Origin of the sequence: Sphingomonas sp. Leaf9 (genome assembly GCF_001421355.1) — a bacterium.
GTDB lineage: Bacteria > Pseudomonadota > Alphaproteobacteria > Sphingomonadales > Sphingomonadaceae > Sphingomonas.
The window spans coordinates 349,852-375,509 of sequence record NZ_LMKC01000003.1 but is presented as its reverse complement, the minus strand read 5'-3'; the positions used below and the strand labels follow the sequence as shown (position 1 = coordinate 375,509).

The window sequence follows — 25,658 nt, the reverse complement described above, 5'->3', positions numbered from 1 at the left end:
CCGGCCGGTACGGGGGATGGGCGGAAGATGAAGAGCCTGTCATGTTCGATGATCGGAGCGGTTGACACGGCCGCGGCAGCGTGGAGGAGATGCCGGCCATGAATTCCCCCCGATCGCGGCCGTCGCGGCGCATCACCATCGTCGACGTCGCGCGCCATGCGGCCGTATCGACGAAAACCGTCTCGCGCGTGCTGAACGGCGAACCGCATGTGACCGATGCGGTGCGCGACCGGGTGCGCGAAGCGGTGCGCGTGCTCGATTACCACCCGAACATCATGGCGCAGGGGCTGGCGCGGCAGCGGTCGTACCTGATCGGGCTGGTCTATGAAAATCCCTCGCCCAGCTACGGCGTCGACCTGCAGATGGGCGTGCTCGACCGGCTGCGCGGCGAACGCTACCGGTTGGTCGTGCTGCCCGTGCGGTCGGTCAACGACCATGCCGACGAAGTGGTCGGGCTGCTGCGCTCGGCGGCGATCGACGGGGTGGTGCTGGCGCCGCCGGCATCGGACAGCCGCCGCATCCTCGACGAACTGGTCGGGATCGGGATGCCGTTCGCGCGCATCTCCCCCACCCGCTTCGACGATATCGTGCCCGGCGTGGTGGTGGACGATGTGATCGCCGCCGCCGAAGTCGCCAGCGCCGTGCTGGCGCAGGGCCATCGCCGGATCGGCATCATCAAGGGCGATCCGACCCACGCGGCCAGCGCGGCGCGCATGACCGGCTATGCCGATGCCTTTGCCGCCGCCGGTGTCGCCATCGACCCGGGCCGGGTGATCGACGGGCTGTTCACCTTCGATTCGGGCATCGCCGCCGCGCGGACGTTGCTCGACCGGCCCGACCGGCCGACCGCGATCCTGGCGCAGAACGACGATATGGCGGTCGGCGCGCTGATGGCCGCGCGCGAAGCCGGGATCGACGTGCCCCGCGACCTGTCGATCGTCGGCTTCGACGATTCGGAAATCGCCCGCATCACCTGGCCCCGGATCACCACCATGCGGCAGCCGGTGTTCGACATGGCGGTCAGCGCGACATCGCTGCTGCTCGACCAGCTGGCCGGAACCCCCGTCCCGGCGACCATCGCGCACGAACATCGCCTGATCCTGCGCGAATCGATCGCCCCCGCCCCCGACCTTGGGGGGTAGCGTCGGGGGCCGACAGCCAATACAGCACGCACAATCGGTATGCCGGTCGGCCACGGTCGCATATCAGGGAGAGGTCCGGGTCGTTCCGCCATTCAGGGGGAGCGGGACCGCCAAGGGTTTAAGGGAACCGGTAGATGACCGACGAGACACAGATGGTTGCAGCCTTCGACGCGCGGGTGCGCCGACGCGCGGAACGCCGCGACTTTTTCCGCGCCTTCGGTGCGGTGGCGGCGGTCGGTACCGGCCTTGCGCTCACCTCGTGCGGCGGGAGCGGCACGTCCCTGACGCCCTCGCCGACGCCAACCCCGACTCCCACGCCGACCGCGACCAATTCCAGCGGGTTCACCGACAATGACGTGCTGAACTTCGCGCTGAACCTCGAATATCTCGAAGCGCAATTCTATGCCTTTGCCGCCAATGGCACCGGCCTTGCCTCGACGCTGCTGACCGGCGCGGGGACGGCGGGGACCGTGACGGGTGGCAAGAAGGCCAATCTGACCGACCCGATCGTCGCCAACTACGCCCGCGAAATCGCGCAGGACGAGGTTGCGCACGTCGAATTCCTGCGCAACGCGCTCGGATCGGTGGCGATCGCCATGCCGACGCTGGATATCAGCGCGACGCCGACCAGCGCCTTTTCCAACGCCGCCCGCGCGGCCGGGCTGATCGGGCAGGGCGCGACGTTCGACCCGTATGAGAATGACGACAATTTCCTGCTCGCCGCCTTCCTGTTCGAAGATGTCGGCGTCACCGCCTATCGCGGCGCGATCGGCGGCATCGCCAATACGCTGATCCGTCAGGTCGCCTCGGGCATCCTCGCCGCCGAATCCTATCACGCGGCGATGATCCGTTCGGCGCTGTACATGCGCGGGCTCACCACCCCGACGCTGATCGATTCGACGGAGGCGATCTCGACCGCGCGCGACGGGCTGGACGGCGCCAGCGACATCGATCAGGGCGTGCGCCCGATCGGCGACCAGTCGAACATCATGCCGTTCGATTCCACCACCGGCCTGCCCTATGGCCGCACCACCGGACAGGTGCTCAACATCGCCTATCTGAACCGCAACGCCGTCACGGCCGGGGGTTTCTTCCCGTCCGGCGTCAACGGCGCCATCAAGTCCAGCGCGGCGAACTGAGCCTTTCGGGAGCGACCCAAATGACCAACGAATCGATCCTGTCGGTGCTCGACACCAACGACAACCGTCGCGCCGATCGCCGCGATTTCCTGCGCAACGCCGGCAGCGTGTCTGCCGTTGTAGCCGGCGCGTCGCTGCTGGCGGCATGCGGCGGCAACAACAGCAATCCGGCACCGACGCCGACCCCCACGCCGACCGCAACCGGTTCGGCGACGCCCACGCCGACGTCCAGCCCGCTGACCGATGCCGACATCCTGAACTTCGCGCTGAACCTCGCCTATATCGAGGCACAGTATTTCAGCGTCGTCACGACCGGTGCCGGCCTGTCGGCCAACCTGTTGACCGGCACCGGCACCGCCGGCACCGCCAGCGGCGGTCGCCAGCGGACCTTCGCCGATCCGGTGTTCGGCCAGTTCGCGCGCGAAATCGCCGCCGACACGCGCAACCACGTCTCGCTGTTGCGCGGCGTGATCGGCTCGACGGTCATCGCCCAGCCGTCGATCGACCTGGGCGTTACCGCGACCAGCGCCTTTTCGAACCTGGCCCGTGCGGCGCAGCTCATCACCACCGCCTCGGCGACCTATGACGTTTATGCCAGCGACGAACAGGTCATGCTGGGGGCGTTCGTCTTCGCGGACGTCGCCGTCAGCGCCTATCGCGGGATCGCCGCCGGCGTGACCGGTGCGGCCTTTGTCGACGCGGTGGCGGGTATGGTGGCGGCCAAGTCGTATCACGCCGGCCTGATCCGCGCCGCGCTGTATCGCAAGGGGATCGCCACCGCGTCGATCATCGACGCGACCGAGGCGCTATCCGGCGCACGCGACAGCCTCGACGGCGTGACCGACATCGATCAGGGCGTGAAGCCGGTCAACAACGCGTCGAACATCGTGCCGACCGACGGCAGCGGCCTGACCTTTGCCCGCTCGCCGGCACAGGTGTTGAACATCCATTACCTGACCCGCGCGTCGGTGTCGGCCGGGGGCTTCTTCCCGGCGGGCGTCAACGGCGCGCTGAAGACCAGCAACGCCTCGTAAGGCGCTGCATTCGGGAGCGTATCGCATGGCCCCTCCGACCAGCGCCGACGCTCCCGAACGGCGGCCCAGCCTGCCGGGATCTTTCCGTACGGTCCCGGTACCGGCGGGTGCCGGGCAATTCTGGCGCAAGCTCGGCGCCTTTGCCGGACCCGGCTATCTGGTCGCGGTCGGCTATATGGACCCCGGCAACTGGGCGACCGACATCGCCGGCGGATCGGCGTTCGGCTATTCGCTGCTATCGGTCATCCTGCTGTCGAACATCATGGCGATGGTGCTGCAATCGCTGTCGGCGAAGCTCGGCATCGTCACCGGGCTCGACCTGGCGCAGGCATGCCGCGAATATTATCCCGCGCCCGTCCGCTGGGTGTTGTGGGCACTATGCGAACTGGCGATCATCGCCTGCGACCTGGCCGAGGTGATCGGCACCGCCATCGCGCTGCAACTGCTGTTCGGCATCCCGCTGGTATGGGGGGTGTGCATCACCGCCGTCGACGTGATGCTGATCCTGCTGCTCCAGCAATATGGCTTTCGCAAGCTGGAGGCGTTCATCGTCGCGCTGCTGGTGATAATCGCTGGCTGTTTCGCGGTCGAGCTGTTCCTCGCGCAACCGTCGATCGCCGCCATCGCGAACGGCCTGATCCCCACGACCGCGATCGTCACCAACCCGGTGATGCTGTATATCGCGATCGGCATCCTGGGCGCGACGGTGATGCCGCACAATCTCTACCTCCACTCCTCGATCGTACAGACGCGCAGCTTCGATCGCAGTCCGGAGGGGCGGCGCGAAGCGGTGAAGCTGGCGACGATCGACAGTTCGATCGCGCTGATGCTGGCGCTGTTCATCAACGGGTCGATCCTGATCCTCGCCGCCGCGACCTTCCACACCGCTGGGCGAACCGATGTTGCGGAGATCCAGGATGCCTATCAGCTGCTGACGCCGATGCTGGGTGCCGGGGCGGCCAGCATCCTGTTCGCGGTCGCCCTACTCGCCTCGGGACAGAATTCGACGATCACCGGGACGCTCGCCGGGCAGATCGTGATGGAAGGGTTTCTGAATATCCGCCTGCCCGCATGGTTGCGACGGATCGTTACCCGCCTGCTCGCGATCATCCCGGCGGTCGTCGTCGCCAGCCTGTATGGCGACAGTGGCACCGCGAAGCTGCTGATCGGCAGCCAGGTCGTGCTGAGCCTGCAACTGCCCTTCGCCGTCTACCCGCTGGTCCGCTTCACCGGCGACCGCAGCCGGATGGGCGATTTCGCCAATCGCCCGGTGCTGGCAATCGCCGCCTGGACGATCTGCGCGGCGGTGATCATGCTGAACTCGGTACTGCTCTATCAGGTCGTGACCGGATAAAAGCGTTCGATTAATCGGACTGAATTGATCGCATTTTCCGGGTTGCGGCTCCAGCCTCCACAACATATTGCGACCCTACTCTTGGGGAGTAGCTACCCGCGGTGTCGCGGGGTTATCGTCAACAGGATTGCCCCTTCGGGTGCATGGCGATGACAGCGGGATATCCCGCCCGGCGAGACCAACGATACGCATGTCACGCTTCGTGGCCACGGACATGCGCGTCGTTCGGACTCTGGCCCAGAAAGTACCATCCATGCCCGGCATCCTGACCCTTGGCGCGCTCGGCGCCAGCCTGTCCGTCGACGCCTTCGCCGCCGCACTCGGCAAGGGCGCGGCCGAACGGCGCAGCAGCCTGTCCGACGCGCTGAAGGTGGGGGCCGTGTTCGGCTTTTTCGAAGCGATTACGCCCGCGATCGGCTGGCTGCTCGGCTTCCTGCTCAACGATTGGATCGCCAGCTACGATCACTGGGTCGCCTTCGGCCTGTTGCTCGCGGTCGGTGGCTATATGTTGCGCGAAGCGATCCAGGGCCACGCCGACGATGCCGCCCCCGTCGATGGTGCCGTGAAGACCAGCTACCTTCGTCTCGCCGCGACGGCCATCGCCACCAGCATCGATGCGGCGGCAGTCGGCATCTCGCTGGCGCTGATGGACGTCAACATCTGGGTCGCATGCCTCGTCATCGGCGGCACGACCACCTTGATGGCGACGATCGGTGTGATGCTTGGCAAGCATATCGGCCCCTATCTCGGCCGCTATGCCGGCATCCTCGGCGGACTGGTGCTGATCGCGATCGGTGGATCGATCCTGGCACAGCACCTGTCGGCCTGACCACTGGACAGCGAACATCGTTGCGCTATGAAACTCATATGGCGCTTCCTTCCTTGTTCGACAGGCTGACGATCCCGGTCATCGGGTCGCCGCTGTTCATCATCTCCGGTCCCGATCTGGTGATCGCCCAGTGCAAGGCGGGGATCGTCGGGTCCTTTCCGGCGCTGAACGCCCGGCCGCAGGCGCAACTCGACGAATGGCTCCACCGGATTACCGAGGAACTGGCGGCGCACGACCGCGCCCATCCCGATCGACCCGCCGCACCCTTCGCCGTCAACCAGATCGTGCATCGCTCGAACGACCGGCTGGAAGCGGACCTTGCCACCTGCGCCAAATGGAAGGTGCCGATCGTCATAACCTCGCTCGGCGCGCGGGAGGATCTCAATACCGCCGTCCATGGCTGGGGCGGGATCACGCTACATGACGTCATCGACGACCGCTTCGCGCACAAGGCGGTCGAAAAGGGTGCCGACGGGCTGATCCTGGTCTGTACCGGTGCCGGCGGCCATGCCGGGCGGTTGAACCCGTTCGCCTTCACGCAGGAAGTTCGCCAGTGGTTCGACGGGCCGCTGGCGCTATCGGGCGCGATCGCCAATGGCGGTGCGGTGCTGGCGGCGCAGGCGGCGGGGGCCGACCTCGCCTATGTCGGCTCCCCGTTCATCGCGACCGCCGAAGCCAATGCGGTCGCAGCCTATAAGCAGGCAGTGGTCGACGGCCGCGCGGGCGATATCGTCTACAGCAACCTGTTCACCGGGGTGCACGGCAATTACCTGCGCGCGTCGATCGTTGCCGCCGGGCTCGATCCCGATGCCCTGCCCGACAGCGATGCGTCGGCGATGAATTTCGGGTCGGGTGCGAAGGCGTGGAAGGATATATGGGGCGCGGGCCAGGGGATCGGCGCCGTCAATGCCGTCGTGCCCGCCGCCGACCGCATCGCGCGGATGGCGGAGGAATATCACGCCACCCGCCGCCGTTTGCTCGGATAGCGCTACAGCTGCATCGCCAGGCGTTCGAACATCGCCCGCGCCGGACTGGCAGGGGGTGGGCTGGCCTTTGACCGCTCGATCCGTTCGGCGCGGCGATACAGGTTGATGCTGGCGCGGATCAGCGTCTGCGTACCCTCCGGCATCGTCGCCAGTACCGTCTCTTCGGTCACCGGCGGCGTGGCCAGCGCGCGCAGCGGATCGTCGTCGACATCGGGCACGATCTCGCCCGCGTCGATCGCCCGCTGGGTCAGCAGCCACGCGATGACGTGCATCAACCGGGTGGTGATCTTCAGCGACTCGCACGACAGCACGACCCGCGCCATCGGGTCGAGCAGCGCGCGATCCCCCTGCCCGGCATCGTTGAAATAGGACCGCGCCTCATCGGCCAGCAGCATCGCTTCGACATAGAGCGAGTCGATCAGTCGGCGATGAACGACCGTTCCGGTTCCGGTTGCTTCCATGCCCGCATCGATGCCACGCCCGTCGACCGCGGGACAAGGGGATGATCGCGCGCCAGCGTCCCTGAACGCGACGCTTTGGCGGTCAGGCGATGATGTCGGGGATCAGCTGGTCCTCGATCGCGGCGATTTCATCGCGCAGGCGCAGCTTGCGGCGCTTCAGCCGGGCGATCTGCAGCTGATCGACCTGCGGCGCGAGGGCAAGCGCGGCGATGGCATCGTCGAGATCACGATGCTCGATACGCAGCAACCCCAGGCGCTGTTCAAGGTCCGAATCGTCCATTGCCCGCCACTTTCGCTTGGTGCCCGGTCGCTGGCAACGGCCCGTCGGCGATTTTCGCACGTCGTGTCGAAAATGATCGAACGGGTATGGCGACAACCGGGCGCGGCTGTGTTCTATTCATTCCCCCAACAGCCAAGCAGGAGGATGCAACGATGCAGTCTGCCCACCTCACCGCCCTCGAAACGAAGCATGCGACGCTTGATCGTCAGATCGCCGCCGAGGCGCAGCGGCCCTCGCCCGATCAGTCGCTGTTGTCCTCGCTCAAGAAGCGCAAGCTGATGGTGAAGCAGGAGATGACGGCGCTCTGACCCGACCTGCGCGCGGGGTCTTGCCGGCCCCGCGCTTCGTCCAAGTCAATCTTCGCGCGACACCTTTTCCTGCCGTTCGTGGCGGCTCTGCGCCTCCACCGTCATCGTCGCGATCGGGCGCGCTTCCAGCCGGCCCAGCGCGATCGGCTCGCCGGTCACTTCGCAATAGCCATATTCGCCATCGTCGATCCGGCGCAGCGCCGCCTCGATCTTGGCGATCAACTTGCGCTGACGATCGCGGGTGCGCAGTTCGATCGAAAAGTCGGTTTCGCTCGACGCGCGGTCGGTCAGATCCGCCTCGCGCAGCGATTCGTTCTGGAGATGGGCCAGCGTGTCCTGCGCCTCGCGGTGGATGGCGTCCTTCCACGCGAGCAGCTTGGCGCGAAAATACGCCTGCTGCCGGGGGTTCATGAACGGCTCGTCCGCATGGGGACGATACCCGGTGCCATCGTCGTTCGCCGGCGGCGGTGGCATGTCGAGAGGTTGTTTCGTGTCGCTCAAAACCGTAGCCATCCCCATGTCTCCACCCGGGGGCGTCCCGCTACGAAGCCCGCAGGGTCGCCCTCTCTAGTCCCGCGCGCCTATATCGAGCGGGGGGCGGCTCCACAAGCGTTGCGGAACGATGCACCGTCTGTTCACCGCGCAAGTCGCGGTTTTCGATGGGGTTCTACTGTCGCAGTCCGTCCCTTTACGGCACGTTAACCGTACCGAAGTGCTGGCGCGGCGCAGGTTTCACAAATATGACCGTACCAACAGGGTCATTATGGCTTGAACTTTACGGTTTCTTTCGCCTTGGTGATGCAGGACAGGCTCGCGCGTGGCTGCAATCACGTACGTCAGGGTCTTATGGGAAGAGTGGTGCGGAAATGTCGGTAAAGATGGCATTGGCGAAACTGTGCGCATGTGCCTGCGGTGGCGCCGTCATCGGCGGTGGCGCGGTGCATGTGGCCGAATCGTCGCACAACCGCGAAATCACGAAGCGGGCGATCACCAAGCGCGCGATCACCAAGCGGGTCGCCGCCCGCCCCGCGCCCAAGCGCATCGTCAAGCGGATCGTGACCCGGACCAAGACGGTTTGCGCACCGACGGTGGTCACCGTCGCCAGCCAGGCCGATCCGGTACCGCTGCCCCCCGCCTTCCTGAACGCCGACATGCCGCAACTGTCGGGCGGTGGCTTCGGCCCCGGCCCGGTGCTGGTCGGTGGCACCGGTGGCGGCGGGATCGGCGGCGGCTTCTTCGCCGGCGGTTTCTTCGGCGGCGGCAGCGGATCGGGCGGGTCGAGCGGCATCGTCGTGTCTTCGACCTCCAGCACCAGCGGCTCCACCTCCACGTCGGCAGGCGGATCGTCCACCAGCACCGGCGGTGTATCGAGCACGAGCAGCACGTCGTCGGCATCGGGCGGCAGCAGCGGCAACGTGTCCAGTTCGTCGAGCGGCAATGTTTCCTCGTCGTCGAGCGGCAACGTATCGACCTCCACCTCGTCGAGCGGGAACGTCTCCACCTCCACGTCGTCCAGTGGCAACGTGTCGACGTCGACCTCCACGTCGTCGAGCGGCAACGTGTCGACCAGCACGTCGTCGGCCTCCTCGGCCTCGACCAGCGCATCCACGTCGTCGTCGACCTCGACCTCTTCGTCCTCGAATGGCCACACACCGCCGGGCCCGCCGACGCCGGTACCGGCTCCGCCGATGCTGCTGCTGTTCGGCGGGGCCGCCGCCGCGCTGGTCATGCGCAAGCGGTTTGCGCGCAAGGCCAGCAGCGACGCCGCCTGATCGCATCGACCGGACAGCAAAACGGGCCGCGTGGAACCCCCACGCGGCCCGTTTTTCATTCAGGCGTTTACCGTTCAGGCGTTGGCGAGCAGCTTTTCGATCTGGTCGACCGGATGGCCGGTCAGGTCCTTGTCGAGTTCACCGGCCAGCTTGTCGCTGACCGCCTTGTGATAATGTTTGCGCATCTCGCCCAGCGTCTTGGGCGGCGCGACGATGATGAGCGATTCGAAGTCGTTGGCAAGCGCCCGCTTGCGCAGGATTTCGGCCGCTTCCGCCGCGAACCGGTCTTCGGCCTGCTGGTGGAAATCCACCTCGCCCATCGTGCCGCCGGTGGTCGACGACGCCTGGCCCGCCGCATCCGTCTTCTGATGACGGTCGGCGGGGTTCGCCTGCAGCTTCTGATCCTCGACGATCAGGTTCGGCGCGTCCGCATCGCCTTCGTTGCGGAAGAACAGCATCTTGCGACCGTCCGCGACCAAAATACAGGCGCCATGGGGAATGCGCATCGTCCATCTCCTTGCAGGTGTGTGGGCGGCTGAACGCGCCGGGGGGCGCGGCGGTTGCGGCTTGCATGGCCCCGCGTGCCTCGCCATAGCCCGGCCATGCACGATATCCGCCTGATCCGCGACGATCCCGCCGCCTTCGACGCCGCCCTTGCCCGCCGGGGCCTCGACCCGCGATCGGCCGGGATCGTCGCGCTCGACGAACGCCGTCGCGCGCTGCTGACCGAGGTGCAGGTGGCACAGGCCCGCCGCAACGAAGCATCGAAGGCGATCGGCGCGGCCAAGGCGAAGCGTGACGAGGACACCGCCGCCGCGCTGATGGCCGAAGTCGCTGCGATCAAGGAACGGATGCCCGCGGTCGAAGCGGAGGAAACCGCGCTGGGCGAAGAGCTGAACGGCGTGCTGGCGGCAATCCCCAACCTGCCGCTCGCCGATGTGCCGCAGGGTGCGGGCGAGGACGAGAATGTCGTCGAAAAGACGGTCGGCGACCCGACCGCCTTCGGCTTCGACGCGCAAGAGCATGACGCGATCGGCCCGGCCATTGGGCTCGATTTCGAAACCGGGGTCAAGCTGTCGGGTGCACGCTTCACGCTGGTCCGGGGAGCGGCGGCCAAGCTGCACCGCGCGCTCGGCCAGTTCATGCTCGATACGCTGACCGGCATCCATGGCTATGAAGAGGTCGTGCCGCCGGTGCTGGTGCGCGGCGATGCGCTGTACGGCACCGGACAGCTGCCCAAGTTCGCCGAGGACCTTTTCAAGACCACCGGCGACCACTGGCTGATCCCGACCGCCGAGGTGTCGCTGACCAACATCGTCGCGGGCGAAATCCTGGCCGAGCGCGAACTGCCGCTGCGCTTCACCGCGCTCACCATGTGCTTTCGCTCGGAAGCCGGTGCCGCCGGGCGCGACACGCGCGGCTTCATCCGCCAGCACCAGTTCGAAAAGGCGGAGATGGTGTCGATCACCACCCCCGATCAGTCGGACGCCGAACATGAGCGCATGACGCAGGCAGCCGAGGATATCTTGAACCGCCTCGTCCTGCCGTTCCGCCGGATGAAGCTGTGCACCGGCGACATGGGCTTTTCCGCCGCGCGCACCTACGACCTCGAAGTATGGCTGCCGGGGCAGCAGCGCTACCGCGAGATTTCGAGCTGTTCGACCTGCACCGATTTCCAGGCGCGCCGGATGAACGCACGCTACCGACCGGAGGGAGAAAAGGCGACGCGCTTCGTCCATACCCTCAACGGATCGGGACTGGCGGTCGGCCGCACGCTGGTCGCGGTGCTGGAAAATTACCAGCAGGCCGACGGGTCGGTCGTCGTGCCCGACGTGCTGCGCCGCTATGTCGGGCAGGATGTGCTGACGCCCCATCGCTGACGGCTTTTCCGCAAGGGTCGCGATGGTTAAGGTCGCGTCCGGGATGGCAGGCAAGGGGGGGGGCGATGAGGTTGGGTACGCGGGGCGCGGTGGCGCTGATCGTCATGGGCGCGGCCAGTGGCTGTATCCCCGCCTCGCCCGGCTATGACCCCGCCCCCGCCGTGCCGCAGGCACCACCGATCGCGGCACCCGACACCCCGCCCGCGACCACGCAGCAGGGGGATGGCGTGACCGCGCTCCCCTCCCCCCCACCGGCATGGGAGGCGCGGCGGGTCGTCGCCAATGCCCGTACGATCCCCGAAAGCAGCTATGTCGTGCGCCCCGGCGACACGCTGCGCGGCGTCGCCAATGCGACCGGTGCCGGATCGGAAGCGATCGCCCGCGCCAACGACCTGCCCGCCCCCTTCACCATCCGCGCCGGCCAGCGGCTGACCATTCCCGGCGGGCGCTATCACACGGTGCATGAGGGCGAGACGGGCATCGCCATCGCCCGCGCCTACGGCGTCGACTGGTCGCGGATCGTCAGCGCCAATGGATTGAGCGAACCCTATATCCTGCGCACCGGACAGCGCGTCCTGATCCCCGGCGAAGCCCTGCCGCGCTCCGCCGCCGAACGCGCCGCCGCGTTCCGGCTCGACATCGACGATATTCTGACCGGCGGCGAACCCGCGATCCGCCCGAACGAGAAGCCGGCGGTGGCGGTCACCTCGCCCCGCCGCGTGCTACCCTCGACCGCCGCGATCGCCGCGCCGACGACCACGCCTGGCACCTTCGCATGGCCGGTCGACGGGCGCCTCTACAAACGCTTCGGCGCCGGGGCGAGTGGGGAGCGCAACGACGGCATCAAGATCGCCGTGCCGATCAACACCCCGATCGGCGCGGCGGCCGACGGCACGGTCGCCTATGTCGGGACCGGCGTGCCGGGGCTGGGCGGCGTGGTCATCGTCCGCCATGGCGGCGGGCTCACCACCGTCTATGGCCATGCCAGCCAGCTGCTGGTCCAGCGGGGCCAAGCGGTGAAGAAGGGGCAGCAGATCGCGCTGTCGGGTGACTCGGGCTTTGCCGACCGGCCGATGGTGCATTTCGAAATGCGCGCGGGCCGCACGCCCGTCGATCCGCTCACCCGGTTGCCGCGCCGGTGAGGCAGCCCGGCCGGCGGGCGATCCTGCGGCAATCGTCGGCGCTGCCGGTCTGGGCGTCGATCCTGTGGCGGGTCGTCGCGGTGCTGGGGCTGGTCGGGATCGCGATCGGCGTCCACTGGTTCGACCGCGAGGGCCTTCGCGACAATTACGACGGCGCGGTCAGCTTCATCGACGTCATCTATTTCACGATGATCTCGATCACGACCACCGGCTATGGCGATATCGCGCCGGTCACCGAACGCGCGCGACTTTTCGACGCGTTGATCGTTTCGCCGATCCGGGTGTTCGTCGTGCTGCTGTTCATCGGCACGACCTATCAATTCGTCATCAGGCGCGGGTGGGAGCGTTGGCGCATGGCGCTGTTGCAGGAAAAGCTGACCGGGCACATCGTCGTCGCCGGCTTCGGCAAGACGGGATCGGAGGCGGTCGACGAACTGATCGCGCGGGGCGAGGATGCCCGGCGCATCGTCGTGGTCGATCCGGTGCAGACCAATATCGACGCCGCGCAGAACCTCGGCTGCATCGTGCTGCGGGCCGACGCCACGCGGGACGCGACGCTCAACGACGTCTGCGTCGCCAAGGCCCGTGCGCTGATCGTCGCGACGGGGCGCGACGACACCTCGATTCTGGTGACGCTGACCGCCCGCCACCTTGCCCCCGACCTGACGATCAGCGTGATCGTGAAGGCGGAGGATAATGAATTTCCCGCGCGCGCCGCCGGGGCGACCACGGTCATCAACCCGGTCAGCTTTGCCGGGCTGCTGCTCGCCGGATCGTGCAAGGGGCCGCATATCGCCGATTATCTGCTCGACCTCGCCTCGATCGGCGGGCCGGTCGCGCTGGCCGAACGGCCGGTGGCGCCGCACGAGGTCGGCAAGCCGCTGTCGGCGATCACGACCGGGCTTGGCCTGCGCGTCTATCGCGGCGACGGCAAGCTTCGGTTCGACAGTCCCGAAGTCCAGACCCTCCGGAGCGGCGACACGATCGTCGAAGTTGTGACCAGATAAGGACAGGCAACGCACGCCCCTATCGTTTTGCCGCGAAATCGCTATATAGCCGGCCGATCATGGCAACTCGTCTTCCCTCGCCCCCCCGTGTCGGGATGGTTTCGCTCGGCTGTCCCAAGAACCTGGTCGACAGCGAACGCATCCTGACCAAGCTGCGCAGCGACGGATATCAGATGTCGCCCGACTATGCCGGCGCGGATGTCGTGCTGGTCAACACCTGCGGATTCCTCGATTCCGCCAAGGAAGAGTCGCTGGAGGCGATCGGCGAGGCGATCGCGGAAAACGGCCGCGTCATCGTGACCGGCTGCATGGGGCAGGAGGCGGAAACGATCCGCGCCCGTTTCCCGCAGGTGCTGGCCGTCACCGGCGCGCACCAGTATGAACAGGTGGTCGAGGCGGTGCATGAGGCCGCCCCGCCGATCCCGTCGCCCTTCGTCGATCTGGTGCCCGAAAGCGGGCTGAAGCTGACGCCACGCCACTATAGCTATCTGAAGATTTCGGAGGGCTGCAATCATCGCTGCTCCTTCTGCATCATTCCGTCGATCCGCGGCGATCTCGTCAGCCGCCGGCCCGACGCGATCCTGCGCGAAGCGGAAAAGCTGGTCGCGGCGGGCACGAAGGAACTGCTGGTCATCAGCCAGGACACCTCGGCCTACGGCATCGATATCCGCCGCGAGCCCCGCGCGTGGAAGGGACGCGAGGTCGTGCCGCACATGACCGACCTCGCCCGCGAACTGGGGCAGATCGCCCCGTGGGTGCGGCTGCACTATGTCTATCCCTACCCCCATGTCGACAGCGTGATCCCGCTGATGGCGGAAGGGCTGGTGCTCCCCTATCTCGATATTCCGTTCCAGCATGCCTCGCCGAATGTCCTGAAGGCGATGAAACGCCCGGCCAACGATGCGAAGGTGCTGGAGCGCCTGCGCGGCTGGCGGGAAATCTGCCCCGACATCGCGATCCGCTCGTCGTTCGTCGTCGGTTTCCCCGGTGAGACCGAGGCCGATTTCCAGTATCTGCTCGACTGGCTGGACGAGGCACAGCTCGACCGGGTGGGTGCGTTCCGTTTCGAACCCGTGGAAGGGGCCGCCGCCAATGCGCTGCCCGATCCGGTGCCGGAAGCGGTGAAGGAAGAGCGCTACGCGCGGATCATGGAGAAGACCGCCGCGATTTCGGCCGCCAAGCTCGCGGCGAAGATCGGCCGGACGATCGACGTCATCATCGATGAAGTCGGCGATGAAGGCGGCGCAACCGGTCGCAGCACCGCCGATGCGCCCGGTATCGATGGCGAGGTATTCCTGCGCGATGCGGGTCATCTGGCGCAGGGCGATATCGTCAAGGTTGAGGTCGAGGACGCCGACGAACACGACCTGTACGGCGTGCCGGTAGCCTGAAAGCTCCTCCCTGGCACGGGGAGGGGACCAGCGAAGCTGGTGGAGGGGGATGTCCGCATACGGAACCCTAGCGCTGCAAGGCGCGCCACCTCCACCACCGCTTCGCGGCGGTCCCCCTCCCCGTGCCGGGGAGGATTGCGCTGATCCACGGGTCGGTCCTACATCCACCCCATGACACCGACGATCACCGCCGACCGGGGGCAGGACGCCCACACCCTCCACCTGATCGACCCGGCCGGCTATGACGCCTGGCTGACACAGCAACCGCCCCGCATCCTCGCCGCCGTCACCGCGCAGCGCCTGATCCCGAAGCCGGGCAAGACCGCCACCCTGCCCGGCGAGCAGCCCGACGACTGGTCGGTCGTCACCATCGTCGCCGACACCGCGAACCTGACGCCATGGTGCCTAGCCCACCTCCCCGCGCAACTCCCGCCCGGCAACTACCGCCTCGCCACCGGCACGCCGGGCGCGGCCAAGCTCGGCTGGGCCACCGCGCAATATCGCTTCACCCGCTACAAGAAGGCGGACGACGACACCCCGTGCATCCTCCTGTCGCGCGACCCGGCGCAGATCGACGAAGCGCTGCGTCAGGCCGCCGCCACCGCGCACGTCCGTGATCTGGTCAACACCGCCGCCGCCGATCTCGGCCCGGCCGAACTTGCCGCCGAAGCGAAGGCACTCGCCGAAGCGCACGGCGCGGCCGTCACCATCACGGCCGGCCGGGACCTCGAAACCGGCTATCCGATGATCCATGCGGTCGGAAAGGCAGCCGCGAAGGGTCGCGAACCGCGCCTGATCGAACTGACCTGGGGCAATCCCGCGCATCCCAAGGTCGCGCTGGTCGGCAAGGGGGTGTGCTTCGACAGCGGTGGTCTTGACATCAAGCCGTCGGCGGGCATGCGGCTGATGAAGAAGGACATGGGCGGCGCGGCGCATGCGCTGGCGCTCGCCGGGCTGGTAATGGAAACGCACCTGCCGGTCCGGCTCCATCTGCTGATCCCCGCGGTCGAGAACAGCGTGTCAGGCGACGCCTTCCGTCCCGGCGACGTGCTGAACAGCCGCAAGGGGCTGACGGTCGAGAATACCAATACCGATGCGGAAGGGCGGCTGATCCTCGGCGATGCGCTCACCCGCGCGTGTGAGGAAACGCCCGAGCTGCTGATCGACTTCGCGACGCTGACCGGTGCGGCGCGCGTCGCGTTGGGGCCGGACCTGCCCGCGACCTTCGTCAATGACGAAACGCTCGCCGCCGACCTGCTCGCGGCCGGCATGGCGGAGGGCGACCCGTTGTGGCGGATGCCGCTATGGGACGGCTATGACGACATGCTGAAGTCGGACATCGCCGACATGGTCAACGCGCCCGAAGGCGGCATGGCCGGCGCGGTCACCGCTGCGCTGTTCCTGCGGAGGTTTGTGATGCCGGGCACGGTCTGGGCGCATCTCGACACCTTTGCGTGGCGTGCGACGGCGAAACCAGGTCGGGCGAAGGGTGGCGAAGCCTATGGCCTGCGCGCAACATGGCGGTTGCTGAAGGACAGGTACGCAAGGCCCTAAGCTCCTCCCCGGCACGGGGAGGGGGACCGCCGCGAAGCGGTGGTGGTGGGGGCTGTCGAGGTCCACGACGGTTGCGTTGCGTGGCCACCCCCCTCCACCATGCTACGCATGGTCCCCCTCCCCGCGCAGCGGGGAGGATCGTTAAGCCGCCTCGGCCGCTTCGGTCGTCCACCCCAGATGCGGCAACGCAATCGATCGCTTGCCCGCCAGATCGACCCGGCACACCAACAGGTCGCGCCCCTCGATATAGGCCAGCATCCGCTTCACCCGCCCGAGCGAACTGGTGCCATAGGTCCGCGCGATCGCGGCATCGCTGGGGCACGGTCGCCCCTCGCGCGCTGCCCGCGCGATCAGCATGAACGCGCCCAACATATCGTCGGGGAGCACATCGGCGATCGCCAACGCCTGCGCCCATTCAGCATCCGGCGCATCATAAATCCCGGCCCGCGCGCAGGCCAGCCGCCGGGTGAAGGCCGGCAGATCGAGCGGCGGACGCGCCAGGCCGACCATACGGCAGCGCACGTCGAAATCCTGATACAGCACCGCCGCCGCGCGCTGCTGCTCGCCTTCATCCTCCACCAGCGCGCGCAGCACGTCGGCGACGATCGTATCGGTCTCGTCCGCCGATCGCTCCGGCAAATCGGGTGCCACATTGGCGCGTGGGGGGGCGGCGATTGCGGCCTCCACCGCCTCGGGCGGGGCGACGTGCCGGATCGGCGGCCCCAACGGCAGCATTGCCTCGACCGGGGCCAGTAACAGCCCCTTGATATCGGCCACCGGCGCAGTCGGCAGCGGGGTCAGCTTGGGACTGCCGCTGCGTGCCGAGGTCTGCACCGGCCCGATCTTGATCGACAAGGGCCGCCGGGACACCGCCGGTCCCAGCGCGAGGAAATGCCCGCGCTGCAGATCGCGGATCGCCTCCGCCTGCCGCCGCTCCATGCCCAGCAGGTCCGCGGCGCGCGCCATGTCGATGTCGAGAAAAGTCCGCCCCATCAGGAAGTTCGACGCCTCGGCCGCGACATTCTTGGCGAGCTTCGCCAGCCGCTGCGTCGCAATCACGCCGGCAAGCCCGCGCTTGCGCCCGCGACACATCAGGTTGGTCATCGCCGACAGCGAGGCACGGCGCACTTCCTCGACCACTTCACCACCGCCCGCCGGCGCGAACAGCTGCGCTTCGTCGACCACCACCAGCGCCGGATACCAATGCTCGCGCGGGGCATCGAACAGCGCGTTCAGGAACGACGCGGCGCATTTCATCTGCCCCTCCGCCTCCAGCCCCTCAAGGCTCAGCACGACCGACGCGCGGTGTTCGCGTGCCCGCGTCGCGAACTTCGCGACCTCGCGCTCGCTATGGTCGGCGGCCTCGATCACGACATGGCCGTATGCGCCGGCCAGCGTCACGAAATCGCCTTCGGGATCGATCACCACCTGCTGCACATGGCCGGCGCTGCGCTCCAGCAACCGGCGCAGCAGATGCGACTTTCCCGATCCCGAATTGCCCTGCACCAGCAGGCGGGTGGCCAATAATTCTTCCAGATCAAGGGGAACGGTCTTGCCCGCCGGGTCCGTCCCCATATCGACGTTCACGGTCATCGCGGGTCTTTAGGCTGCGGGGCCATGCCGGGGCAAGCGGTTGCATCGCGGCCCGTCGCACGCCATGGCGCGGCAGGGTCCGGGGAGAAACAGGATGCGGTTCGACAGGGGCTATGCCGCGCTCACCCTGGCGCTGTTGCTGACCGAAATCCTGATCGCGCTGTTCGTGCGCGACGCGATCGTGCGGCCCTATGTCGGCGATGCGCTGGCGGTGGTGCTGGTTTATGCCGGGCTGCGGACGATCACCCGGCTGGGCGTGCTCCCCGCGACGCTGCTCGCCCTGCTGACCGCCATTACGATCGAATTCGGCCAGTATGTCCACCTGCTCGACCATATCGGTCTGGCGGGCAATCGCTGGGCGCGGATCATCCTCGGCAGTGGGTTCGATCCGCAAGACTTCATCGCCTATACCGCCGGTGCCGTGGTGGTGGTGTTGGTAGAACGCTACCGCCGCGCGTCGCGCGCCGCGGCCGGCACACGTACGGTCAGGTTGCCGAGCGACTCGTCCAGCACGATCTGACACGCCAGCCGACTGGTCGCGACCGCGCCCTCGGCGAAATCCAGCATGTCCTCCTCCTCCTCGCTCGCGGGCGGCAACCGCGCGAAATCGGCGGGATCGACGATGACGTGGCAGGTCGAACACGCCATCTGCCCGCCACACGTCCCCTCCAGCGGCAGGTCATAGGCCTGCGCCAGATCGAGCAGCCGATCGCCGCCCGCGCCCCGCGCTTCCTCCACCCGGCCATCGGCGCGCACGAAGCGGACGATCATCGCTGCCCCCGCGCGGCCCGGTCGATCGCCTGCAATGCTTGCACCAGTTCGTCCTCCTGCGTGTAGCGCCCGAAACCGATCCGCACCGACGACCGCGCCTCCCGCTCGCTCAGCCCCAGCGCGCGCAGCACATGGCTGCTGCGCCCCGATCCGCTGGAACACGCCGACCCTGCGGAAAAGGCGATGGTACGGCATTCGCTCATCAGCCGCGCGACGTCGAGGCCGTCCATCCGCACGTTCAGATTGCCGTGCCAGCGCTGCTCCGCGCTGCCGTTCAACACCCAGTCCGGCGCGGACAGGATCGCACGCGCAACGCTCCATAATCTTTCGGCCTGCACCCGGTCTTCGGCCGACAGTAAAGTCGCCGCCACCCCGAACCCGGCGCACAGCGCAGGGCTGAGCGTACCCGACCGCAAGCCACCCTCCTGCCCGCCACCAAGCAGGATCGCCGCCGGCTCGGCGCCGTCCCGCACCCACAGCGCGCCGATCCCCTTCGGGCCGTACACCTTGTGCGCCGACACAGCGATCAGGTCGCAGGCATCGACCGGCAGGTCGACGCGGCCGAACCCCTGCACCGCGTCGCAGAGCATCACCGCCCCCGCCGCGCGCGCCAGTTCGCCCAGCCACGCGATCGGCTGCACCACGCCGATCTCGTTATTGACCAGCATCGCCACGACGATCGCCGTCCGGTCGTCGATCGCCGCCAGCGCCACATCGCGATCGACCAGCCCGTCCGGCCCGACCGGCAGCACCACGACCTCCGCCGCCAGCGCCCGAGCGGTGTCGAGGACACAGGCGTGTTCGGTCGCAATCGTCACGACTTTCGGCCGCTTGCCGCCAATCCGCGCGAACGTGCCGGTGATCGCCCAGTTCGCCGCCTCGGTCGCGCCGCTGGTGAAGAACAGCTGCCCGCCGGTCGCACCCAGCGCCGCCGCCACCTGCCCGCGCGCTACCTCGACCACCGCCTTCGCCCGGCGACCTTCGCGGTGGGGGGAGTGTGGGTTGGCATGTTGGTCACGTAGCCACGGCACCATCGCGGTAAAGGCTTCAGGCGCGAGCGGCGTCGTCGCCTGATAATCGAGATAGGTCACGCCATCGCGCTCCATGCGGCGGCAAAGGCGTCGACCTCCGCCGCCGTGGTATTCCACCCGACGCTGACCCGGATCACCTCGCTCGCCGCCTTCGCATCCATCCCCATCGCCGACAGTACGTGGCTGGTCTTAAGCGTGCCCGACGAACATGCGCTTCCTGCCGACACCGCAAAGCCGGCGCTGTCGAGCCGCATCAGCTGCGCCGCCGCCGACCGTCCGGGCAGGCGATAGGCGGCAATGGTGGCGATCCGAGGGGAGGCGTCCGCCACGATCTCCCCACCCCCGGCGCGGATCTTCGCATCGAGGCCGGCCCGCAACACCGCCGCCCGCTTGAACCAGTCGCGCGGCGCCTCCAGCGCGGCGGCAAAGCCCAGCGCCCCCGGCAGGTTCTCCGTCCCGCCGCGATAGCCCTGTTCCTGCCCACCGGTCGGCGTCAGCAGCGCGAAGTCGCGCACCAGCAGCGCCCCGATGCCCGGCGGCCCCCCCAGCTTGTGCGCCGACACCACGATCAGGTCGGCGTCCGGCAGGTCCAGCTTGCCCGCGCTCTGCGAACAATCGGCGACCAGCACGCCCGCACGCGCCGCCACCTCGGCCAGCGGCTGCAACACGCCGGTCTCGCTATTGGCCGACTGCACCGCCACGCGGCGACCTTCCGGCACCCCCGCCGGATCGATCCGGCCATCGGACCCCACCGGCATCCGATCGCCGCCCACGACCCGCAGTACCGCATCATGCTCGACGCTCGACGCCACCGCGTCATGCCCGCGCAGCGCGATGGCCAGTGCCTCGCTCGCCCCGCTGGTCAGGATCACTTCGCCGTCCCAACCCAACGCAGTGGCGATCCGCGCCCGCGCATCCTCCAGCGCCCGCCGTGCCGCGCGCCCCTCCGCATGGGGGCTCGACGGGTTGGCCCAGCGCGCCATGCCCCCGGCCACGGCGGCGATCGCTTCGGGCCGCATCGGGGTGGTCGCGGCATGGTCGAGATAGATGCGGGTCGTCAAAACACTTCCGTTCCGATTGCGTCCGCCTATATAGCCGGCAACTCCCGTCGCGCCATCCGCGCGCCCAGATCATAACAGGACGTCCCATGCCAGAAGTCATCTTCCCCGGTCCCGAAGGTCGACTGGAAGGGCGGTTCGCCCCGGCACCGCGCCCGCGCGCACCTGTCGCGATGATCCTGCACCCGCACCCCTCGTCGGGCGGCACGATGAACAACCGCATCGTCCAGGAACTCTACAAGACGTTCCAGCGCCGCGGCTTTGCAACGCTGCGCTTCAACTTCCGCGGCGTAGGCAAGAGCCAGGGCACGTTCGACAACGGCGTCGGCGAGCTGTCGGACGCGGCGTCCGCGCTCGACTGGGTGCAGAGCTTCCACCCCGAAGCGCAGACGACGTGGATCGCGGGCGTCAGCTTCGGCGCGTGGATCGGGATGCAGCTGCTGATGCGCCGCCCCGAAATCCGCGGCTTCATCTCGATCGCGCCGCCGGCCAACATGTACGACTTCACCTTCCTCGCGCCCTGCCCCTCGTCGGGCATCATCATCCAGGGCGACGCGGACGAGGTGGTGACGCCGGTCGCCACGCAGAAGCTGGTCGACAAGCTGCGCACCCAGCGCCACATCACGATCCATCACGACGTGATCCCCGGCGCGAACCATTTCTTCCAGAACGAAATGCCCGAACTGATGGGCAGCGTGGACAAGTATCTGGACATGCGGCTGGACCCGAACTCGCCGATCAAGTGAGGCTCGCTGCAGCGGATTAGCGCCGCTAATCCGCGCCCGGCGGCGAGACCGGCCGGCGTCGCCCAAGCGACGACCGACGACGCGGCAGAGCCGCGTCGCGCCCGTCCGCCAAAACATGCTTGCCATATTGCATCGCCGACATAGGATGCCACCGACATCCTCTCGTCGGACCACCCGCAACATGCTGACGTTCCTGCTCATTTTCGGTGCCGCCCAGGCACCTGCCGCTCCGGCCCAGCCGCCGGAAAAGCCCATCTGCCGCCGTGAAGTCCCGCTCGGCTCCAACATGACGCGCAAAATCTGCCATACCAAGGCGGAGTGGGCGCAGATCGACGCGGCCAATGCCGGCAACAGCGAACGGGCGCTGTCGCAGCGGGTAAACCGCCCCGGCGCCCAGTAAACGGTTGGCTACACCGTCCAGATCGCGACGTTCCCGATCATCACGACGGCGCACACGATCATCAGACTGCCGTTGCGCCGTTCACCGCGCGCGATCATCCTGACGCCGAACACCACCAGCAACCCCGCGACCAGCATCAGGATCGCGAGGAGCGTCCCCGCCGGCCCCTGCGTCATGCTGCCAGCACCTTTGCATAGGCGGCGGCATCGACATTGCCGCCGGACACCAGCACCAGCGTCCCCGGCACCACCGCCACCCGCCGCGACAGGATCGCGGCCAGCGCCACCGCCCCCCCCGGTTCGACCACCGTACGCAGGTGCCGCATCGCCCAGCGCTGCGCCTCGCCAATGTCCCCCTCGCTGACCGCCACCCCGGTCGCGCCGCGCCGCGACAACACGTCGAACGTCCGCTCGGCCACGCGCATGGTCTGCAGGGCGTCGCAGGCGGTCGGCGGCGGCGCATCACCAACCGGTTCGATCCATCCCGCCTCCAGGCTGCGGCGCATGTCGTCCCAGCCCTCCGGCTCAACCGTCACCACCTCTGCGTCGGGCAGCGCCAGCGCGATCCCGGCGGCCAATCCACCGCCACCGCAGGGCACCACGGCGCGCGTCGGCGCGGGCAGCCCTGCCGCCGCCATCTGCGCCGCCGCCTCGATCCCGGCCGATCCCTGCCCCTCGATCACCCAGGCATCATCGAAGCTCGGCACCAGCACGGCACCACGCGCATGGGCCAGATGCGCCGCGATCTTCTCCCGGCTCTCGGTCGCGCGGTCATAGCGGACGACCTCCGCGCCCAGCGCCAACGTCGCCGCCAGCTTCGCCTGCGGGGCGTCCGACGGCATCACGATTGTCGCGGCGATGCCCAGCCGTTTCGCCGCCCACGCGACCCCTTGCGCATGATTACCCGACGAGAACGCAACGACACCGCGCGCCCGCGATTCGTCGTCCAAAGCGGTCAAACGATGCCATGCGCCGCGCAGTTTGAATGCGCCGACCGGCTGCAACGCCTCCATCTGGAAAGCTACGGCCAAGCCATTGATTTCCCGTACCATTAACGGTGACGGCGGCAGGATTTCCGCGATCTTTGCGGCGGCGTCGCGGACGCCGGCTCGGGTGGGTTGTCGCATAATCGTCATAAATTACACTTTCCGCCGCACAAACACTTTACATCAAGGTTTGTCGGTCATAGATCGCGCCTCCGCTGCCCCATGGGACTTCCAACCGCAAGGCAGCTTTTGTCACCGTATGCCGAAAGGCAATTGGAGGTCCCTTGAATTGGCCAAGCACTATAGCGCGCTGGGGCTAGCTGCCCCCTTTATCGCCCGTGACTCCTCCTTCGAGCGCGGGATCGACATTGCAGAGCGCCGGCCGGTCGAACCGGTTACGCTCGTTCGCCCGCACGCCGCAGCGCGCGCAGCCCGATTCTTCGTAGAGAAGTTTCCGGGGCGCTCAATGTATGCGGTAAAGGCGAACCCGTCGCCCGACCTGCTCCGTGTCCTATGGGACAACGGCATCGCCCACTATGACACCGCGTCGATCGGCGAAGTGCGTCTGGTGAAGGCGACGCTGCCGGAAGCGACCTGCCACTTCATGCACCCGATCAAGGCGCCGGAAGCGATTGCCGAAGCCTATTTCGAGCATGGCGTGCGCACCTTCTCGCTCGACAGCATGGATGAGCTCGAAAAGATCGTCGCCGCGACCGACGGCGCAACCGACCTTACGCTGTGCGTCCGGATGCGCGTTTCGTCGGAATATGCGAAGCTGTCGCTCGGGTCGAAGTTCGGCGTCGGCCAAGCAGACGCCCGGCAGCTGCTGATGGCAACCCGCCAGGTCGCCGATGCTTTGGGCATCTGCTTCCATGTCGGCAGCCAGACGATGGCCCCTGACGCCTATGCCAATGCGATGGAGCGCGTGCGCGCCGCCATCGTCGATGCGGGCGTTACCGTCGACGTGATCGATGTCGGTGGTGGCTTCCCGTCGCGCTATCCGGGCATGACCCCGCCGCCGCTGGAGCGTTTCTTCGAAACGATCCACCGCGCGTTCGAAAGCCTGCCGGTCAGCTATTCGGCCGAACTCTGGGCCGAACCGGGTCGTGCGCTATGCGCCGAATATGCCTCGGTCGTCGTGCGCGTCGAACATCGTCGCGGTGCCGAGCTGTTCATCAACGACGGCGCCTATGGCTCGTTGTTCGATGCGGCGCATATCGGCTGGAAATATCCGGTGCAGCTGCTGCGGCAGCCGGAATCGGACGCCCGCGACATGGACTTCAGCTTCTGGGGTCCGACCTGCGACGATATCGACCAGATGAAGGGCCCGTTCCCGCTTCCGGCCGATACGCGCAGCGGCGACTATTTCGAAGTCGGCATGCTCGGCGCCTATGGTTCGGCCATGCGCACCGCGTTCAACGGTTTCGGCAATGGTGAGACCGTCGCGACCGACGACGAACCGATGGAATCGATGTACATCGAACTCGATCCGGTTCCGGCGTTCGTGTCGAACAACGTCGTCAAGCTGTAACCAGCCTCCCCTAACCGACCACCTCCCCCTTCCCGCAAATCGCGGGAGGGGCCGGGGGTGGGCTTTGCATGGCTTTGCCGCTATGCGACCGCCATCGGCTCCTCCCGCATCCGTGGGCAGGAGGCCAAACCGGGTTTCCGCGTCCCCATAACGACGACGGCTTATCGATGATGATGGGACCATCATGACCGACACGACGATCAACGACACCCGCAAGGCGGAACTGCTTTCGACCACCGTCGAGCATGTCGACATCACCAAGTTCGACGCCCGCCCGATCATCGACGCCATGGGCAAGATGAGCTTCACCAGCCGCGACCTCGCGCGCGCCACCCGCATCTACAACCAGATGCTGGAGGACAAGGACTGCTCGATCTTCCTCGTGATCGCCGGGTCGACCTCGGCCGGCGGCTGCATGGACCTGTATGCTGAGCTGCTGCGCTCGAACATGATCGACGGCGTGGTCGCCACCGGCGCGTCGATCGTCGACATGGATTTCTTCGAAGGGCTTGGCCACAAGCACTATCAGGCGCTGGAAATTCCCGACGACAACGTGCTGCGCTCGCTCTACATCGACCGCATCTACGATACGTACATCGACGAAGAGCAGCTGCAGGATTGCGACCACACCATCGGTGAGATCGCCAATTCGCTCGAGCCGAAGGCCTATTCGTCGCGCGCGTTCATCCGCGAGATGGGCAAGTATCTGTCGGAGCACGGCAAGAAGGAAAATAGCCTCGTCAAGCTCGCCTATGAGCATGACGTGCCGATCTTCTGCCCGGCGTTCGTCGACAGCTCGGCCGGGTTCGGCCTGGTCAAGCATCAGGTCGACCGCGCGAAGGAAGGCAAGCCATACATGGTGCTCGACGCCATCGCCGACTTCCGCGAACTGACCGACATCAAGATCAAGGCGGGTACCACCGGCCTGCTGATGATCGGCGGCGGCGTGCCGAAGAACTTCATCCAGGACACCGTCGTCTGCGCCGAAATCCTCGGCCATGACGATGTCGAGATGCACAAGTACGCGGTGCAGATCACCGTCGCCGACGTGCGCGACGGTGCCTGCTCGTCGTCGACGCTGAAGGAAGCGGCCAGCTGGGGCAAGGTCGACACAGCGCTCGAACAGATGGTCTTCGCCGAAGCCGGGTCGGTCATGCCGCTCCTCGCCTCCGACGCATATCACCGCGGCGCGTGGAAGAACCGTGCGAAGCGCGCGTTCGGCAAGATGTTCGACTGATCGGTCGACACAGCCCGGATACCGAAA

Annotated in this window: 28 protein-coding genes; 17 read left to right on the top strand and 11 right to left on the bottom strand. The window is 67.3% G+C overall.

The features are described 5' to 3' along the window. Positions 1–98: 98 nt before the first annotated feature. The 6 genes from ASE58_RS09630 to ASE58_RS09605 all read left to right on the top strand — a co-directional run bounded on the left by ASE58_RS09630 (position 99) and on the right by ASE58_RS09605 (position 6,484). Complete coding sequence (locus ASE58_RS09630) at positions 99–1,142, top strand: LacI family DNA-binding transcriptional regulator (RefSeq protein WP_082467936.1); 1,044 nt, start codon at positions 99–101, stop codon at positions 1,140–1,142. 134 nt (positions 1,143–1,276) lie between these two features. After that, positions 1,277–2,281, top strand: a complete 1,005-nt coding sequence (locus tag ASE58_RS09625; protein WP_055820413.1) for a ferritin-like domain-containing protein — start codon at positions 1,277–1,279, stop codon at positions 2,279–2,281. A gap of 20 nt (positions 2,282–2,301) precedes the next feature. Continuing rightward, complete coding sequence (locus tag ASE58_RS09620) at positions 2,302–3,315, top strand: ferritin-like domain-containing protein (protein WP_055820410.1); 1,014 nt, start codon at positions 2,302–2,304, stop codon at positions 3,313–3,315. Positions 3,316–3,340: 25 nt separating this feature from the next. Further along, positions 3,341–4,669: an Nramp family divalent metal transporter gene (locus ASE58_RS09615; RefSeq protein WP_055820407.1), complete on the top strand. Its 1,329-nt coding sequence runs from the start codon at positions 3,341–3,343 to the stop codon at positions 4,667–4,669. 253 nt (positions 4,670–4,922) lie between these two features. Next, a complete protein-coding gene (locus tag ASE58_RS09610) occupies positions 4,923–5,498 on the top strand; it encodes a manganese efflux pump MntP (RefSeq protein ID WP_055820405.1) in 576 nt (191 codons plus the stop codon). 38 nt (positions 5,499–5,536) lie between these two features. Beyond that, a complete protein-coding gene (locus ASE58_RS09605) occupies positions 5,537–6,484 on the top strand; it encodes an NAD(P)H-dependent flavin oxidoreductase (protein WP_055756275.1) in 948 nt (315 codons plus the stop codon). A gap of 2 nt (positions 6,485–6,486) precedes the next feature. Here the strand turns inward: ASE58_RS09605 and ASE58_RS09600 are convergent, their stop codons facing one another. After that, positions 6,487–6,945 (bottom strand): DUF1465 family protein, encoded by a 459-nt coding sequence (locus ASE58_RS09600; RefSeq protein ID WP_055756274.1) that lies wholly within the window; start codon positions 6,943–6,945, stop codon positions 6,487–6,489. Positions 6,946–7,027: 82 nt separating this feature from the next. Then, positions 7,028–7,225, bottom strand: a complete 198-nt coding sequence (locus ASE58_RS09595) for a DUF465 domain-containing protein (protein ID WP_055756272.1) — start codon at positions 7,223–7,225, stop codon at positions 7,028–7,030. Positions 7,226–7,377: 152 nt separating this feature from the next. Here ASE58_RS09595 and ASE58_RS17525 point away from each other — a divergent pair, with 152 nt between their 5' ends. Continuing rightward, complete coding sequence (locus ASE58_RS17525; RefSeq protein WP_082456888.1) at positions 7,378–7,533, top strand: YdcH family protein; 156 nt, start codon at positions 7,378–7,380, stop codon at positions 7,531–7,533. Between the two features lie 45 nt (positions 7,534–7,578). On the opposite strand, the gene dksA is transcribed toward ASE58_RS17525, so the two are convergent. The 3 genes from dksA to ASE58_RS09580 form a co-directional block, all read right to left on the bottom strand. After that, positions 7,579–8,046, bottom strand: a complete 468-nt coding sequence (gene dksA / locus ASE58_RS09590) for an RNA polymerase-binding protein DksA (RefSeq protein ID WP_055756271.1) — start codon at positions 8,044–8,046, stop codon at positions 7,579–7,581. A 331-nt stretch (positions 8,047–8,377) separates the two neighbouring features. Then, on the bottom strand, positions 8,378–9,262 hold the full coding sequence (locus ASE58_RS09585) for a hypothetical protein (RefSeq protein WP_055820402.1): 885 nt from the start codon (positions 9,260–9,262) through the stop codon (positions 8,378–8,380). 117 nt (positions 9,263–9,379) lie between these two features. Beyond that, positions 9,380–9,811 (bottom strand): host attachment family protein, encoded by a 432-nt coding sequence (locus tag ASE58_RS09580; RefSeq protein ID WP_055756267.1) that lies wholly within the window; start codon positions 9,809–9,811, stop codon positions 9,380–9,382. A 96-nt stretch (positions 9,812–9,907) separates the two neighbouring features. On the opposite strand from ASE58_RS09580, the gene serS reads away from it, so the two are divergent. From serS to ASE58_RS09555, 5 genes are all read left to right on the top strand, one after another. Further along, positions 9,908–11,185 carry a serine--tRNA ligase gene (gene serS, locus ASE58_RS09575; protein WP_055820400.1) on the top strand — a complete coding sequence of 426 codons (1,278 nt, stop codon included), beginning with the start codon at positions 9,908–9,910 and terminating at the stop codon, positions 11,183–11,185. 65 nt (positions 11,186–11,250) lie between these two features. Then, the gene (locus tag ASE58_RS09570) at positions 11,251–12,327 is read left to right on the top strand and encodes a M23 family metallopeptidase (RefSeq protein ID WP_055820397.1); all 1,077 of its coding nucleotides are present in this window, start codon (positions 11,251–11,253) and stop codon (positions 12,325–12,327) included. After that, a complete protein-coding gene (locus tag ASE58_RS09565; protein ID WP_055820394.1) occupies positions 12,324–13,334 on the top strand; it encodes a potassium channel family protein in 1,011 nt (336 codons plus the stop codon). The genes ASE58_RS09570 and ASE58_RS09565 overlap by 4 nt, the downstream gene beginning before the upstream one ends. Before the next feature lie 59 nt (positions 13,335–13,393). Next, a complete protein-coding gene (gene rimO, locus ASE58_RS09560; RefSeq protein ID WP_055820391.1) occupies positions 13,394–14,725 on the top strand; it encodes a 30S ribosomal protein S12 methylthiotransferase RimO in 1,332 nt (443 codons plus the stop codon). A gap of 171 nt (positions 14,726–14,896) precedes the next feature. Further along, positions 14,897–16,279 (top strand): leucyl aminopeptidase family protein, encoded by a 1,383-nt coding sequence (locus ASE58_RS09555; RefSeq protein ID WP_055820389.1) that lies wholly within the window; start codon positions 14,897–14,899, stop codon positions 16,277–16,279. A gap of 141 nt (positions 16,280–16,420) precedes the next feature. On the opposite strand, the gene ASE58_RS09550 is transcribed toward ASE58_RS09555, so the two are convergent. Continuing rightward, positions 16,421–17,872: an ATP-binding protein gene (locus ASE58_RS09550; protein ID WP_055820385.1), complete on the bottom strand. Its 1,452-nt coding sequence runs from the start codon at positions 17,870–17,872 to the stop codon at positions 16,421–16,423. Between the two features lie 94 nt (positions 17,873–17,966). On the opposite strand from ASE58_RS09550, the gene ASE58_RS09545 reads away from it, so the two are divergent. Continuing rightward, the gene (locus tag ASE58_RS09545; protein ID WP_082467860.1) at positions 17,967–18,392 is read left to right on the top strand and encodes a ribosomal maturation YjgA family protein; all 426 of its coding nucleotides are present in this window, start codon (positions 17,967–17,969) and stop codon (positions 18,390–18,392) included. On the opposite strand, the gene ASE58_RS09540 is transcribed toward ASE58_RS09545, so the two are convergent. Genes ASE58_RS09540 through ASE58_RS09530 form a run of 3 tightly spaced genes read right to left on the bottom strand, consistent with a single transcriptional unit; the run spans position 18,317 to position 20,693 of the window. Beyond that, positions 18,317–18,643 (bottom strand): 2Fe-2S iron-sulfur cluster-binding protein, encoded by a 327-nt coding sequence (locus ASE58_RS09540; RefSeq protein ID WP_055820383.1) that lies wholly within the window; start codon positions 18,641–18,643, stop codon positions 18,317–18,319. The genes ASE58_RS09545 and ASE58_RS09540 overlap by 76 nt on opposite strands. Further along, a complete protein-coding gene (locus tag ASE58_RS09535) occupies positions 18,640–19,749 on the bottom strand; it encodes a cysteine desulfurase family protein (RefSeq protein WP_200909332.1) in 1,110 nt (369 codons plus the stop codon). The genes ASE58_RS09540 and ASE58_RS09535 overlap by 4 nt, the downstream gene beginning before the upstream one ends. After that, positions 19,731–20,693 (bottom strand): cysteine desulfurase family protein, encoded by a 963-nt coding sequence (locus tag ASE58_RS09530; RefSeq protein WP_055821061.1) that lies wholly within the window; start codon positions 20,691–20,693, stop codon positions 19,731–19,733. Before ASE58_RS09530 ends, ASE58_RS09535 begins: the two co-directional genes overlap by 19 nt. Before the next feature lie 128 nt (positions 20,694–20,821). Between ASE58_RS09530 and ASE58_RS09525 the strand changes: the two genes are divergently transcribed. Both ASE58_RS09525 and ASE58_RS09520 read left to right on the top strand, forming a co-directional pair. After that, on the top strand, positions 20,822–21,478 hold the full coding sequence (locus ASE58_RS09525) for an alpha/beta hydrolase (protein ID WP_055756254.1): 657 nt from the start codon (positions 20,822–20,824) through the stop codon (positions 21,476–21,478). A 181-nt stretch (positions 21,479–21,659) separates the two neighbouring features. Continuing rightward, positions 21,660–21,878 (top strand): hypothetical protein, encoded by a 219-nt coding sequence (locus tag ASE58_RS09520; protein WP_055820378.1) that lies wholly within the window; start codon positions 21,660–21,662, stop codon positions 21,876–21,878. Between the two features lie 8 nt (positions 21,879–21,886). On the opposite strand, the gene ASE58_RS18195 is transcribed toward ASE58_RS09520, so the two are convergent. Next, complete coding sequence (locus ASE58_RS18195; protein ID WP_200909331.1) at positions 21,887–22,054, bottom strand: hypothetical protein; 168 nt, start codon at positions 22,052–22,054, stop codon at positions 21,887–21,889. Beyond that, entirely contained in the window at positions 22,051–23,013 is a 963-nt protein-coding gene (locus ASE58_RS09515; RefSeq protein ID WP_055820374.1) for a threonine ammonia-lyase, read from the bottom strand. The genes ASE58_RS18195 and ASE58_RS09515 overlap by 4 nt, the downstream gene beginning before the upstream one ends. 139 nt (positions 23,014–23,152) lie before the next feature. On the opposite strand from ASE58_RS09515, the gene ASE58_RS09510 reads away from it, so the two are divergent. Together ASE58_RS09510 and ASE58_RS09505 are read left to right on the top strand one after the other, a co-directional pair. Next, on the top strand, positions 23,153–24,394 hold the full coding sequence (locus ASE58_RS09510) for a type III PLP-dependent enzyme (protein ID WP_082467858.1): 1,242 nt from the start codon (positions 23,153–23,155) through the stop codon (positions 24,392–24,394). Positions 24,395–24,578: 184 nt separating this feature from the next. After that, complete coding sequence (locus ASE58_RS09505) at positions 24,579–25,631, top strand: 1,9-bis(guanidino)-5-aza-nonane synthase (RefSeq protein ID WP_055756247.1); 1,053 nt, start codon at positions 24,579–24,581, stop codon at positions 25,629–25,631. The last annotated feature ends 27 nt before the right edge of the window (positions 25,632–25,658 follow it).